We start from the raw sequence: 12,345 nt of genomic DNA, 5'->3' as shown, positions 1-12,345 counted from the left end.
GACCCAAATGGGCTATCGCGACCAATGATTCATGGATAAGCCGAGGCATCCCCCGCAAGCTGCTTGATAAGGCGGCGGTACTCCGGTCCAAGCTTTGAAGCCTTCCAACCTGTGGGCAACCTCGGTAGAGGCCGCTCTCGCATCAATGTCTCCAGACGATCTGCAGCCGACTCTCCCTCCGCCGGAGGGTCATTCATGTGATCGGTATAAAGACAGTCGCCGGGGACATATTCCGGGTATGCCAGGCGATCCGGCGCAAGGGGAATACAACCCGCTGCCATGGCCTCAAGCATGGAGAGTCCCTGAAAATCATGCACGGCAGTGGATACAACGACATCGGACTCAAGAAGAAGCTGCTCGTACGACGCCCGGCTTTCCAGGTATCCCCATCTTTCGATCCTATGCCCGAACTGCTCATGGATCGAGTCAAACACCGGTGGATAGCGCCGAAACCGCTCCCCGACGACACTCAACCTGAAGGGTACCTTCCGCCGCTCCAACGATTGCAGCAGCGCCAGCAATCGTTCCGGCCCCTTGTCGTATTCCCAACGATGGTTCCATAGCAGGTGAGGACACTGCCAGTTTTTCTCAACCGGCTGCTTAACAAACAAGCGATCCTCAATCGGAACGGGGACGACCTGGGATTTTTTCTCCAATTCCCCCACCAGGCCCTCCGGAACACCATCAGGCATTTTGCTCATCAAGGCTTCAACACCGTCGAGAAAACTCTTCTGGTTCCACGAGCTGTTGAACACCACACGATCTGCAGAAAGAGCGCTATAGAGATTGACCATCTGCGGATCGACCGACGAAGGCTGCGCGCCTGAAGCGGGGTAGGCAAACTGGTTCTCATGCATGTACAGCACACACGGCACGGTCGAAAGATGCGGGTGGATACCGCGCAATGTCGACAGATCCACCATGGAGGTTGCGATAATCAGATCCCATTGCTCTCTGAGGGCAGGCTCATGAAGCCAAGTCAACGGATTCCCCCGGATGCGCCAGCGGAAAAATCGTGGCGAAAGCGACAGAATCGTCCAGTCAAAGTCATCCAGCAGGGCGACCAACTGCTTGTACCACCGACGATGACTGCCTGCGTCATACCCGGACAACAGGAGAATACGAGGCTTCCCAGCTCGGCTCACTCAAAACTCCCCGGGAGCGCGATTTTCCCGCGAGACAATAGGACCTCACCATTGCGTTCCATCTCCTTCAGCAACCGACTGACGACCTCGCGCGCTGTTCCCAGCTCAACAGCCAACTCCTGATGGGTAATAGCCAATACACGTTTCCCGGACCGGGCGGCCAACCACTCGCGCAGGCGTTCATCCATCCGTCGGAACGCAACCTCTTCAACCAGCAGCATCAAATCGTCAAGGCGGCGCCCGTATGATTCCATAATTCCAAGCCGGAAATCTTCTGACTGATCCATCAGTCGGTCAAATAGGCCTCTTGGAATCATCAAAGCTTCGGCATCCTCTTCCACCACAGCCTCAGCACGGTAACCCCGACCGGTCATCAGACAGCCAATTGAAAGTGTGCAAATATCGTCAGCCCCCATGCGATAAAGCACGATACTTTGCCCGGAAAGCCCGGTCATCTGGACCTTGATGCTTCCCCCGGTAACCAGCGGCAATCCCCGGCATTGCTCACCCGCGCTGAAAACCACCGAGCCGGCGGGCATGTGCATTTTGCCAATGTTTTCCAGTGCATCCCGGCGAAGTGCATCGTTCAATGTATTGAGAATGCTATGGGCTGGCATTGATTCTTCCTCGTTCGATACCCAAACGCTGAATGTGACTTTATCACTGAAGCTATGCGGCGTGTCGCTCTATAGTCGCATCATCAACGACGCTCATCAGAGGAGAAAGAGCGATGACTGTGAATATGGGATCTGCAGACAGAACTATCCGCGCCGTAATTGGCATCATCCTGATCGCGTTGGTCTTCGTCGGGCCACAAACCCCCTGGGGATGGATCGGCATTGTGCCCCTGGTGACCGCTTTGATGGGTAACTGCCCGGCCTATTCCATTTTTGGAATTAAAACCTGCAAAAAATAATGATTAAGAAACGACAAAGCCGAAGGGGTCATGCAAAGACGCCTTCGGCTTTCTGGTCAGCAAACATTACCCGGCTGGAGAGTTGAGAACTTCCAGAACCTCTTCAAGCTCGGTAATCATTTGCCTGATCAGCTGCTTGTACTGAGAGGTATCGTCTTTCACCTCGTGGCTGCTGAGCTTCTGCTTGGCCCCACCGATGGTGTACCCCTGATCATACAACAGGCTGCGAATCTGTCGGATTGTGATGACATCCGCGCGCTGATAGTAACGCCGGTTGCCCCGACGTTTCACTGGCGACAGCTGCGGGAACTCCTGTTCCCAATAGCGCAGGACGTGCGCTTTTACCGCACACAGCTCAGCCACTTCACCAATCGTGAAATAGCGCTTCCCCGGAATCGCGGGGAGTTCATTGTTATGACTGGGTTCCAGCATACGCTTCTACTTTCTGCTTCAGTTTTTGCCCTGGACGAAACGTAACTACGCGCCGTGCACTGATTGGAATTTCTTCACCAGTTTTCGGGTTCCGTCCCGGCCGCTGCTTCTTGTCGCGCAGGTCGAAGTTACCAAACCCTGATAACTTGACCTGCTCGTTGTGACTGAGTGCGCCTCTGATCTCGTCGAAAAAAGCTTCCACCATTTCCTTGGCTTCACGCTTGTTCAGGCCCAACTCCTCATACAACCGCTCGGCCATCTCCGCCTTTGTCAAAGCCGCCATGTCTCAACTCCTCAGTGTTGCCCCCAGCTCTTCTTTCAATGCGTCAATCACACCGTTGAAGAGCGAATGCACTTCATCCTCGTTCAACGTGCGCTCGGGATGCTGCCAGAACAGGCTCAAAGCCAGGCTACGGTTACCCTCGCCCAGACTCTCGCCTTCATAGACATCAAACGCACGCAACGCCGTAAGGTGCTCGCCTGCGTGCTTTCTAGCCACACGCTCAACCTCGGCAAACGCCACCTCGCTCCCGGTAATGATAGCCAAATCCCTGCGAACTTCCGGGAATTTTGAAATTTCTTTGAAATTAGGCACATAACCGGTAACGATCGAATTCAAGAATAGCTCAAACATCAGGATCGTGCCATTAAGTTCAAGATTTTTCTGCACTTGCGGGTGCAAGGTACCGAGCCAGCCGACATGCTCACCATCCCGCAGAAGCTCCGCAGTCTGGCCAGGATGCAGCGCAGGATGCTGACTACCAACAAACTGGATTTCGATACCAAGCACCCGGAACAGACTCTCAAGATCCCCTTTTACATCAAAGAAATCCGCGGTTCTGCGACCGTTTACCCAGTTTTCCGGATACTGTGAGCCAACCACAACACCTGCAAGCATTGGCTGCTGATCGATACGCTCGCCATCCTGCTGGAACCTCAAGCCGGTTTCAAACAGGCGGATACGCGGTTGCTGACGATTCTGGTTGTACGCAACCGTCTTCAGCAGGCCGCTCCAGAGACTGGTCCGCATGACAGAGAGATCCGAGGAGATAGGATTCGCCAGAGCGATACCTTCATTTTCCGGATCAACGAGCTTCTGGATTTTCGGATCCACGAAGCTGTACGTAATCGCCTCCTGATACCCATTGTCGACGAAGAAATTCCGGATGGCAGAGACTGGGCGAGTCGCTTCCTCGCGTGGACGCAGGCCCAGAGAGCCGTTCGGTTCGGTCACCGGCAGGTTGTTATACCCATAGATCCTGCCAACTTCTTCGATCAGGTCTTCTTCAATGGAGATATCGGGACGGAAACTCGGGACGCTGATCTCCCAGCCATCCTTGAGCAGTTTTTCCACATGCAGACCGAGACGGGTCAGGATTTCTTCAACTGTGGTGCGATCAATTTCCAGCCCCAGAACATCCGTCAGGCGCTTGGCACGCAACTGAACGAGCTTGTCTGCAGGAAGGTCCTCCTCGCTGACAACTTCCACGACCTCCCCAGGCTCACCGCCGACGATATCCATCAACAGGCGCGTTGCCCGCTCCATGGCGTCACGAGCGAGCTTGTAATCAACGCCACGCTCAAACCGGTGGGACGCATCGGTGTGCAAACCATAATGACGCGCCTTACCCGCGAGAATGATTGGGTCGAAGTACGCTGCTTCAAGCACCAGGTCCCGGGTCTTTGTGCTCACGCCGGAGTGCTCGCCGCCCATTACCCCAGCAATAGCAACGGGCTTCTCATGATCGGCGATGATCAGTGTCTGCTCGGTAAGCTCAACTTCCTGGCCGTCCAGCAATACCAGCTTCTCGCCCTGGCTCGCCATGCGCACAACAATCCCGCCCTTGAGTTCATCGCGGTCAAACGCATGCATCGGCTGGCCCAGTTCAAGCAACACGTAGTTCGTCACATCAACCGCGGGGTCGATGGAGCGGATGCCTGAACGGCGCAGTTTCTCTTTCATCCAGAGCGGCGTTTGCGCCTGGATGTTTACGTTGCGGAGAACGCGCCCCAAATAACGAGGGCAGCCCGCCGGAGCCTCAATACGAATATCCGGCACCTCGGAGTGCACCGCGTCGACAGCCTCGATGACCGGGCTTTCAACCTGGGTACTGTTCAGAACGCCAACTTCCCGTGCAATCCCCTTGATAGACAGACAATCGCTGCGGTTCGGTGTGAGGTCGACATCGATGGTGACGTCATTGAGCTTCAGGTACTCAGCCACAGCCTGGCCAACCGGTGCGTCGGCAGGCAACTCCATCAACCCATCGTGGTTGTCAGAAAGCCCGAGCTCGGACTCAGAACACAGCATGCCCTCGGAGGGCTGACCACGAAGCTTCGCCTTTTTGATCTTGAAATTTCCGGGCAACACCGCACCCACCACCGCAAATGGTACTTTCAGGCCTTGCCGAACATTGGGCGCGCCGCAAACCACCTGCACCACATTGCTGCCGTCACTGACCTGGCAAACGCGGAGCTTGTCTGCATCCGGATGGGCCTCAACGGATTGAACCTCACCGACCACAATGCCGGTGAAATCACCCGCCACGGGCTCAAAACCATCCACTTCCAGACCAGCCATGGTGATCTGATCCATCAATTCCTGAGTGCCAATTTCCGGATTAACCCACTCGCGCAGCCACTGTTCACTGAATTTCATGTTATTGCCTTGTCCTGATGCGATTTCGCCTGAATTTTTGAATCTGTCCGACGCGTGATTAACGGAACTGTCGCAGGAAACGCAGATCGTTATCGAAGAACATGCGCAGGTCGTTCACGCCGTAGCGCAGCATGGCCAGTCGCTCTACGCCCAGGCCAAAGGCGAAACCACGGTATTCTTCCGAATCAATACCGCAGTGTTCAAAAACTTTCGGATGCACCATTCCGCATCCCATCACTTCGAGCCACTTGATGCTGCCGTCGGCTTCCCTGCCCCACTCGATATCCACCTCTGCAGAGGGCTCGGTGAACGGGAAGTAGGATGGACGGAAACGCACCTGAAGGTCTCGTTCGAAGAACACCCGGAGGAATTCTTCCACGGTACTCTTCAAGTCGGCAAAGCTGACATTTTTCTCCACCAGCAACCCTTCGACCTGATGGAACATGGGGGTATGGGTCATATCAGAATCGCAACGATAGACCCGACCCGGGCAGATCATACGGAAGGGCGGCTTGCCAGCCTCCATGGTACGGATCTGAACCGGCGACGTGTGGGTGCGAAGAACCGTTCCCGGATTGAAGTAGAACGTGTCGTGCATGGCCCGCGCCGGGTGGTGACCGGGAATATTGAGGGCCTCGAAGTTGTGGTAATCGTCTTCGATCTCCGGCCCCTGCTCGACGGTGTATCCGGCGCGGGCAAAGAATTCCTCGACCCGTTGGAGCGTACGGGTAACCGGATGAAGACCGCCGAGATCCTGGCCGCGGCCTGGTAACGTAACATCAATGGATTCGCTGGCCAGTTTTGCTTCGATGGCCGCCTTTTCGAGCCCGGTACGGCGAGCGTTGATCGCCTGTTCGACCTGCCCCTTGGCTTCGTTGATTTTCTGGCCGGCAGCGGGACGCTCCTCGGGAGATAACTTGCCCAGCGTCTTCGCCTGCTGGGTGATTACCCCTTTCTTGCCGAGGTATTCCACACGAATTTGATCAAGTGCTTGTAGGCTGTCGGCACTTTCAACAGCGTTCAGCCCGTCCTGAACCAGTTGCTCCAGGTTTTCCATTGACCCTGCTCCAAACCAGAAATGGGGTAGGTTAAAACAAAAATAGGGGAAGAGCGTGCCCTTCCCCTATCAGAAGGCGCCTTCATGATGCCATGAGACGCCCAAATCGATCATCAATCGATGAAGAGCTTAAGCGATCACAGGGATGCTTTGGCTTTCTCGACAACAGCAGCAAACGCCTGCTGTTCGTTCATGGCCAGATCTGCCAGAACCTTACGATCGATTTCAACGTTAGCCTTTTTCAGACCAGCGATCAGACGGCTGTAAGACAGGCCGTTTGCGCGGGCACCAGCGTTGATACGAGCAATCCACAGAGCGCGGAACGCACGCTTGCGGTTACGACGGTCACGGTACGCGTACTGACCGGCCTTGATAACCGCCTGCTTGGCTACACGAAATACACGACTGCGGGCACCGTAGTAGCCTTTAGCCTGATTAAGAACTTTCTTGTGACGACGGCGTGCTACCACACCACGTTTTACACGAGCCATACTTTAATCCTTCTACCTTCTAAACCTTTTCAGGAATCGTTAGCGCCTGCGTTAGCACGCGGTCATACGCTTGATGGAAGCCACATCAGACTTGGCGATCAGCTTGGTACCACGGAGCTGACGCTTACGCTTTGGGCTCTTCTTGGTCAGAATATGACTGGTGAAGGACTGCTTGTGCTTGAAGCCATTGGCGGTCTTCTTGAACCGTTTAGTAGCTCCACTTTTGGTTTTCATCTTCGGCATTTTTAAAACTCCGCATTCTATTATAAAAAAACACATGTGCCCCTGAACGACAAATCCCCCGCCGATGCGGGGGACCCGTCATTGGATCAGGTTCACTTCTTCTTGCGGGGCGCCACGACCATGGTCATCTGACGGCCTTCCATTTTCGGCCGCAGTTCCACCTGGCCCAGCTCGGCCACATCTTCTTCAATCCGCTGCATGAGCTTCATACCAATTTCCTGGTGTGCCATCTCACGCCCACGGAAGCGAATTGTGATCTTGCCGCGGTCCCCGTTTTCAAGGAAACGTACCAGGTTGCGTAGTTTGACCTGATAATCCCCTTCTTCAGTTCCTGGACGGAACTTAAGCTCTTTGATCTGAGTCTGCTTCTGCTTTTTCTTGGCAGCGGCCTTGGCTTTCTTCTCTTCGAAGATTTTCTTGCCATAGTCCATTATCTTACAGACGATCGGATCGGAATCCGTAACCTGAACCAGATCAAGAGTCGCCTCTTCCGCCAGCTTGAGGGCTTCCTCAATGGGAACCACCCCTACCTGATTGCCTTCCGCGTCAATCAGACGGACTTCAGTTGCATCAATATTCTCGTTGATCGGCGCTTTTGGTGCGCGTCCCCGATTCGCTCGCTGTTTAATAATCAGATCTCCGTTTTAGTTCTACCTTTGCGATCGACGTCATCTGCAAGAAGTTGCTTGAACTCATCGATCGACATAGTTCCCAGATCTTCGCCCTTGCGAGTACGTACTGCAACGGCATTGTTCTCTACTTCCTTGTCGCCAACGACGACAAGATAGGGAACCTTGTTAAGAGTATGCTCGCGGATTTTAAAGCCGATCTTCTCGTTTCTCAAGTCAGCATTAACCCTATAGCCGCAAGATTCTAGCTTTTTCTCCAGATCCTGACAAAAATCACGCTGATTATCGGTGATATTGAGGACCGCAACCTGAGTCGGCGCGAGCCAGGTCGGGAACGATCCCTCATACTCTTCTATCAGAATACCGATAAAGCGCTCGAAAGAACCGAGCACCGCCCGGTGCAGCATAACCGGTGTCTTGCGCTCGGAATTATCGGCCACATACTGGGCACCCAGGCGTCCCGGCATGGAGAAATCAACCTGAATGGTGCCGCACTGCCAAACACGGCCGATACAGTCTTTCAGGGAAAATTCGATCTTCGGGCCATAGAAAGCCCCCTCACCCGGCAGCAGCTCCCAGTCGACACCCTCGCGGTTCAGCGCTTCTTCAAGGGCGGCCTCAGCCTTATCCCAGACCTCATCCGAACCAACACGTTTTTCCGGACGGGTCGAGAGCTTGTACAGAATCTCGGTAAAACCGAAGTCCGTATAGATTTCGTGCAGCATTTCGATAAAGGCGGACACTTCAGTCTGAATCGCGTCTTCCTCACAGAAGATATGCGCATCATCCTGCGTAAAGCCACGAACACGCATCAGGCCATGCAAGGCACCGGATGCCTCATTCCGGTGGCAAGAGCCAAATTCTGCCAGCCGCAGAGGCAGATCCTTATAACTCTTGAGGCCCTGGTTAAACACCTGAACGTGGCACGGGCAGTTCATCGGCTTGATGGCGTAATCGTGCTTTTCGGACTCGGTGGTGAACATGTCGTCCTGGAACTTGTCCCAGTGCCCCGACTTTTCCCAGAGCGTGCGGGAAACCACCTGCGGTGTACGAATTTCCTTGTAGCCATGCTGTTGCTGTTTGCGACGCATGTACTGTTCTACTTCCTGGTACAGAGACCAACCGTCCGGGTGCCAGAACACCATGCCCGGCGCTTCTTCCTGCATATGGAACAGGTTCAGTTTCTTGCCGACCTTGCGGTGGTCACGTTTTTCCGCTTCTTCCAGGCGGTTCAGGTAGGCCTTGAGCTCCTTCTTGTTGCCCCAGGCAGTACCGTAGACCCGCTGCAACTGCTCGTTGCTGGTGTCCCCACGCCAGTAGGCGCCTGCCACCTTGGTCAGTTTGAAAGCCTTGAGTTTGCCGGTGCTGGGCACGTGCGGCCCACGACAAAGATCGATGAAATCACCCTGGCGGTAGAACGAAAGGTCTTCGTCGCCAGGAATGTCTTCGATGATTCGGACCTTGTATTCCTCGCCCATGTCCTCGAAAAGCTTTACCGCATCACCACGTGACATGACAGACCGCGATACCGGAATGTCCTGCTTGGCCAGCTCTTCCATACGCTTTTCGATACGCGCCAGATCGTCATTGGTAAACGGACGATCGAACTTGAAGTCGTAGTAGAAGCCGTTATCCACCACGGGGCCGATCGTGACCTGCGCTTCCGGGAACAACTCCTTGACGGCCATCGCCAAAAGGTGAGCGGTGGAATGGCGAATAATATCGACACCATCCTCGTCCCGCTCGGTTACGATGGCCAGTTCAATGTCTTCATCGATCTGATAGCTCGTGTCCACCAGCTTACCGTTTACACGTCCGGCCAGAGCGGCCTTGGCAAGTCCTGCACCGATATCGGCTGCAACATCATGAACGGTAACGGATTCGGAAAAACTGCGGTGACTGCCATCGGGCAAAGTAACGACGGGCATGAAAAGCTCCTGTAGGTTGAGTCAGCGGTGATCTATACCAGAGATCACATGGTGATGGCCTGCCGTGATACAAACCACGGGCCATTTGGAGCGGAAGTCTACCAGAAAAAAGCCCGGCAGGTTAATGCCGGGCTTGTGCAGCGCAAAAGAAACAAAGACAGCCGTCAGGCAGCCTTGGGTACACCTTCCCGCGCCCTTCTTCGGAGCTGTCCGAACGCCAGAATACCGAGCAGGATTAACGCCGGAATAAACATCAGCTCTTTAGGTGGACGCTCTTTCTGCACCTGCACGGCGTCAATGGTCCAGCCAAAACTGATACCGGCTTGTTCGGCAACACTGCCAAAGTTCACGAAGTCCACCACCATCTGATCCCCGCTTGGAGATACTTCCAGGCCGGCCGCCGCGAGACGTTGCTCGGGGCTATCTGCCTCCGGCAAAGGCAACCTCAGGTACTTGGACACATCGGTGCCGTCGATCGACATACCAGAAGCCTGAATGATGATCGGATCACCTGCCGGAACTCCATCAACATATTCCAGAATTTCGGTTCCAGGTCGATCTTCCGTGGGCGGATAGACCATATCCCACCAGAATCCCGGCCTGAACAAGGTGAACGTAATCAGCAGCAGAAGCACCGTCTCCCACCAACGGGTCTTGGTGAACCAGAAACCCTGGGTTGCTGCGGAAAATACCAGCATGGCTGTCACCGCGCTGAAAATGGTAATCAGCAGATCCACCCAACCGGTCAGTCCGATCAGCAACAACTGCGTGTTGAAGATGAACATGAAAGGCAGGATCGCCGTGCGGATGTCGTAGGTGAAGCCCTGAACCCCCGTTCGTATGGGATCGCCCCCGGATATCGCTGCCGCTGCATAGGCCGCAAGCCCCACGGGCGGCGTATCATCAGCAAGGATCCCGAAGTAGAACACAAACAGGTGAACCGCAATCAGAGGTACAAGCAACCCATTCGCGGCGCCGAGCGTCACGATCACAGGCGCCATCAGGGTAGAGACCACGATGTAGTTAGCCGTGGTCGGCAGCCCCATACCCAATATCAAACTGATCAATGCGGTAAAGATGAGCATCAACAACAGGTTGCCGCCCGAAATGAACTCAACAAACTGAGTCATAACCAGCCCGATACCAGTGAGGGTGACTGTACCCACAACAATACCCGCTGTGGCAGTCGCTACGCCGATACCGACCATGTTCCGGGCACCGGTTACGAGGGAGTGGCCGAGATCCACCACCCCTTGTTTCACAAGCGCACCATAACCACCCTGCTTGTTGAAAAATGCCTTGATCGGATCCTGGGTAATCACGATGAAGATCATGAAAACCGTGGCCCAGAACGCCGACAACTGCGGAGAAAAGCGTTCAACGGTCAGGCACCAGACCAGCACAACCACCGGCAACAGGAAGTACAGACCGGTTTTAACCGTAGGACCGACTTCCGGCAGTTCATCCATTGCCTTTTCCGGATCATCCTCTTCCAGATCCGGAAACCGCGTGGAGTAAGCAACAAGACCGATATAGACAATCAGAAGCAGGGGCGCAAGTACCCAGATCGCTGCCGCGCCAAGCCAATCTTTCATCCAGCCGATGCCGTAGTAAACCACCAGAGTCAGGATGCTAAGCCCCAGCAAGAGCACAACCCAGTTCAGCATTCTCTGAGCCAGCGTTGGGCGATTCAGGCGCTCAATTCCCTTCATGTTCAACTTGCAGGCTTCCAGATGCACGATGTAAATCAGGGCAACGTAGGAGATCATCGCAGGCAGGATGGCATGCTTGATGACTTCCAGATAGGAAATACCCACATACTCCACCATCAGGAAGGCGGCCGCCCCCATAATCGGCGGCGTAAGCTGACCATTGGTTGAGGCTGCCACCTCAACCGCGCCAGCTTTGGTCGCCGGGAAGCCGACACGCTTCATAAGCGGGATGGTGAAGGTACCCGTGGTCACCACGTTTGCAATGGAGGAACCGGAAATCACACCGCTCAGTCCACTGGAGACAACCGCCGCTTTGGCGGGACCACCACGCATGTGACCCAACAGGGCATAAGCCACCTGAATAAAGTAATTTCCTGCGCCCGCCCGCTCAAGCAGAGCGCCAAACAGAACAAACAGGAAAACAAAACTGGTAGACACGCCCAGTGCAACACCAAACACACCTTCGGTTCCCAACCACTGGTGCGACGCCAGCTTGCTCAGACTGGCACCCTTGTGGGAGATCACATCCGGCATATACGGGCCGGCCAGCGAGTAGGTAATAAAGACCGCCGCCACGATGGTGAGCGGCAATCCAAGAGATCGGCGAGTCGCCTCCAGCAACAGCACCAGGCCACCCAGGGCCACAACCATATCCTGGGTATTCGGAGCTCCCGGCCGGGTGGCAAGCTGATCATAGAAGACGTACAAATACGACGCCGCAAAAGCCGCCGCAAGTGCCAGAATCCAGTCGTAGACCGGCACATGGTTCGCATGCTTACCTTTGATCATCGGGAAAGCTGCGAAGGCCAGAAAAGCCGCAAAGGCCAGGTGAATCGAGCGCGCTTCCGTGGAATTAAACACGCCAAATTCAAAAATATACGGTAGCGGGGATGCTATCCATAGCTGAAAAAGAGACCAGAGCAGAGGGACGACGAAAAGGATAACGGCGGCAGGCCCCGTGGTAGCCCTTCCACCGGACTCGGTCTGAAGAAATTCTTCAACCTTCTGCTTATCGGTATCTTCCCCGGCTCTCGGGTCGCTATTGGTCATAGCTGAGTCCTGTCAGAGGAAAACGGGAGGGTCATGAAAAACCGTGGGCTCGCAGGCCCACGGTCGATTTCACCACTGAGTCA

At 54.8% G+C, this 12,345-nt stretch carries 12 protein-coding genes; 1 reads left to right on the top strand and 11 read right to left on the bottom strand.

The genetic code is table 11. The annotated features are described in order from the left end of the window. Positions 1-29 precede the first annotated feature (29 nt). Both D777_RS01435 and D777_RS01430 read right to left on the bottom strand, forming a co-directional pair. A complete protein-coding gene (locus D777_RS01435) occupies positions 30-1,145 on the bottom strand; it encodes a tRNA-queuosine alpha-mannosyltransferase domain-containing protein (RefSeq protein WP_036128071.1) in 1,116 nt (371 codons plus the stop codon). After that, positions 1,142-1,762: a Crp/Fnr family transcriptional regulator gene (locus D777_RS01430; protein WP_036128065.1), complete on the bottom strand. Its 621-nt coding sequence runs from the start codon at positions 1,760-1,762 to the stop codon at positions 1,142-1,144. Before D777_RS01430 ends, D777_RS01435 begins: the two co-directional genes overlap by 4 nt. A 113-nt stretch (positions 1,763-1,875) precedes the next feature. On the opposite strand from D777_RS01430, the gene D777_RS01425 reads away from it, so the two are divergent. Beyond that, on the top strand, positions 1,876-2,061 hold the full coding sequence (locus D777_RS01425; RefSeq protein ID WP_036128061.1) for a YgaP family membrane protein: 186 nt from the start codon (positions 1,876-1,878) through the stop codon (positions 2,059-2,061). 66 nt (positions 2,062-2,127) lie between these two features. On the opposite strand, the gene D777_RS01420 is transcribed toward D777_RS01425, so the two are convergent. The 9 genes from D777_RS01420 to D777_RS01380 form a co-directional block, all read right to left on the bottom strand. Continuing rightward, positions 2,128-2,493: a MerR family transcriptional regulator gene (locus D777_RS01420; protein WP_036128058.1), complete on the bottom strand. Its 366-nt coding sequence runs from the start codon at positions 2,491-2,493 to the stop codon at positions 2,128-2,130. Beyond that, positions 2,474-2,776, bottom strand: coding sequence for an integration host factor subunit alpha (gene ihfA / locus D777_RS01415; protein WP_007151838.1), 303 nt, complete (start codon positions 2,774-2,776; stop codon positions 2,474-2,476). Before ihfA ends, D777_RS01420 begins: the two co-directional genes overlap by 20 nt. Before the next feature lie 3 nt (positions 2,777-2,779). Beyond that, positions 2,780-5,152: a phenylalanine--tRNA ligase subunit beta gene (gene pheT, locus D777_RS01410; RefSeq protein WP_036128052.1), complete on the bottom strand. Its 2,373-nt coding sequence runs from the start codon at positions 5,150-5,152 to the stop codon at positions 2,780-2,782. A 58-nt stretch (positions 5,153-5,210) separates the two neighbouring features. After that, positions 5,211-6,209, bottom strand: coding sequence for a phenylalanine--tRNA ligase subunit alpha (gene pheS, locus D777_RS01405; RefSeq protein WP_036128049.1), 999 nt, complete (start codon positions 6,207-6,209; stop codon positions 5,211-5,213). Positions 6,210-6,346: 137 nt separating this feature from the next. After that, positions 6,347-6,700, bottom strand: a complete 354-nt coding sequence (gene rplT / locus D777_RS01400; RefSeq protein ID WP_036128046.1) for a 50S ribosomal protein L20 — start codon at positions 6,698-6,700, stop codon at positions 6,347-6,349. A gap of 51 nt (positions 6,701-6,751) precedes the next feature. Next, a complete protein-coding gene (rpmI, locus tag D777_RS01395) occupies positions 6,752-6,943 on the bottom strand; it encodes a 50S ribosomal protein L35 (protein ID WP_029652233.1) in 192 nt (63 codons plus the stop codon). Between the two features lie 92 nt (positions 6,944-7,035). Next, on the bottom strand, positions 7,036-7,578 hold the full coding sequence (gene infC / locus D777_RS01390) for a translation initiation factor IF-3 (protein WP_081849435.1): 543 nt from the start codon (positions 7,576-7,578) through the stop codon (positions 7,036-7,038). Continuing rightward, positions 7,575-9,500, bottom strand: a complete 1,926-nt coding sequence (gene thrS / locus D777_RS01385; protein ID WP_036128039.1) for a threonine--tRNA ligase — start codon at positions 9,498-9,500, stop codon at positions 7,575-7,577. Before thrS ends, infC begins: the two co-directional genes overlap by 4 nt. A gap of 164 nt (positions 9,501-9,664) precedes the next feature. Further along, complete coding sequence (locus tag D777_RS01380; RefSeq protein WP_036128036.1) at positions 9,665-12,262, bottom strand: TRAP transporter permease; 2,598 nt, start codon at positions 12,260-12,262, stop codon at positions 9,665-9,667. Positions 12,263-12,345 lie beyond the last annotated feature (83 nt).

Origin of the sequence: Marinobacter nitratireducens (assembly GCF_000708045.1) — a bacterium.
GTDB classification, from domain to species: Bacteria; Pseudomonadota; Gammaproteobacteria; order Pseudomonadales; family Oleiphilaceae; genus Marinobacter; species Marinobacter nitratireducens.
Note: the sequence above shows the minus strand (reverse complement) of the source record. Positions and strands in the feature narration are given on the sequence as shown.

Bases quoted from the DNA above. Each gene is read 5' to 3' on its own strand.
- pheS (WP_036128049.1), bottom strand. From the start codon at position 6,209: ATGGAAAACCTGGAGCAACTGGTTCAGGACGGGCTGAACGCTGTTGAA.
- D777_RS01380 (WP_036128036.1), bottom strand. From the start codon at position 12,262: ATGACCAATAGCGACCCGAGAGCCGGGGAAGATACCGATAAGCAGAAG.
- rplT (WP_036128046.1), bottom strand. From the start codon at position 6,700: ATGGCTCGTGTAAAACGTGGTGTGGTAGCACGCCGTCGTCACAAGAAA.
- D777_RS01420 (WP_036128058.1), bottom strand. From the start codon at position 2,493: ATGCTGGAACCCAGTCATAACAATGAACTCCCCGCGATTCCGGGGAAG.
- D777_RS01430 (WP_036128065.1), bottom strand. From the start codon at position 1,762: ATGCCAGCCCATAGCATTCTCAATACATTGAACGATGCACTTCGCCGG.
- thrS (WP_036128039.1), bottom strand. From the start codon at position 9,500: ATGCCCGTCGTTACTTTGCCCGATGGCAGTCACCGCAGTTTTTCCGAA.
- pheT (WP_036128052.1), bottom strand. From the start codon at position 5,152: ATGAAATTCAGTGAACAGTGGCTGCGCGAGTGGGTTAATCCGGAAATT.
- ihfA (WP_007151838.1), bottom strand. From the start codon at position 2,776: ATGGCGGCTTTGACAAAGGCGGAGATGGCCGAGCGGTTGTATGAGGAG.
- rpmI (WP_029652233.1), bottom strand. From the start codon at position 6,943: ATGCCGAAGATGAAAACCAAAAGTGGAGCTACTAAACGGTTCAAGAAG.
- D777_RS01425 (WP_036128061.1), top strand. From the start codon at position 1,876: ATGACTGTGAATATGGGATCTGCAGACAGAACTATCCGCGCCGTAATT.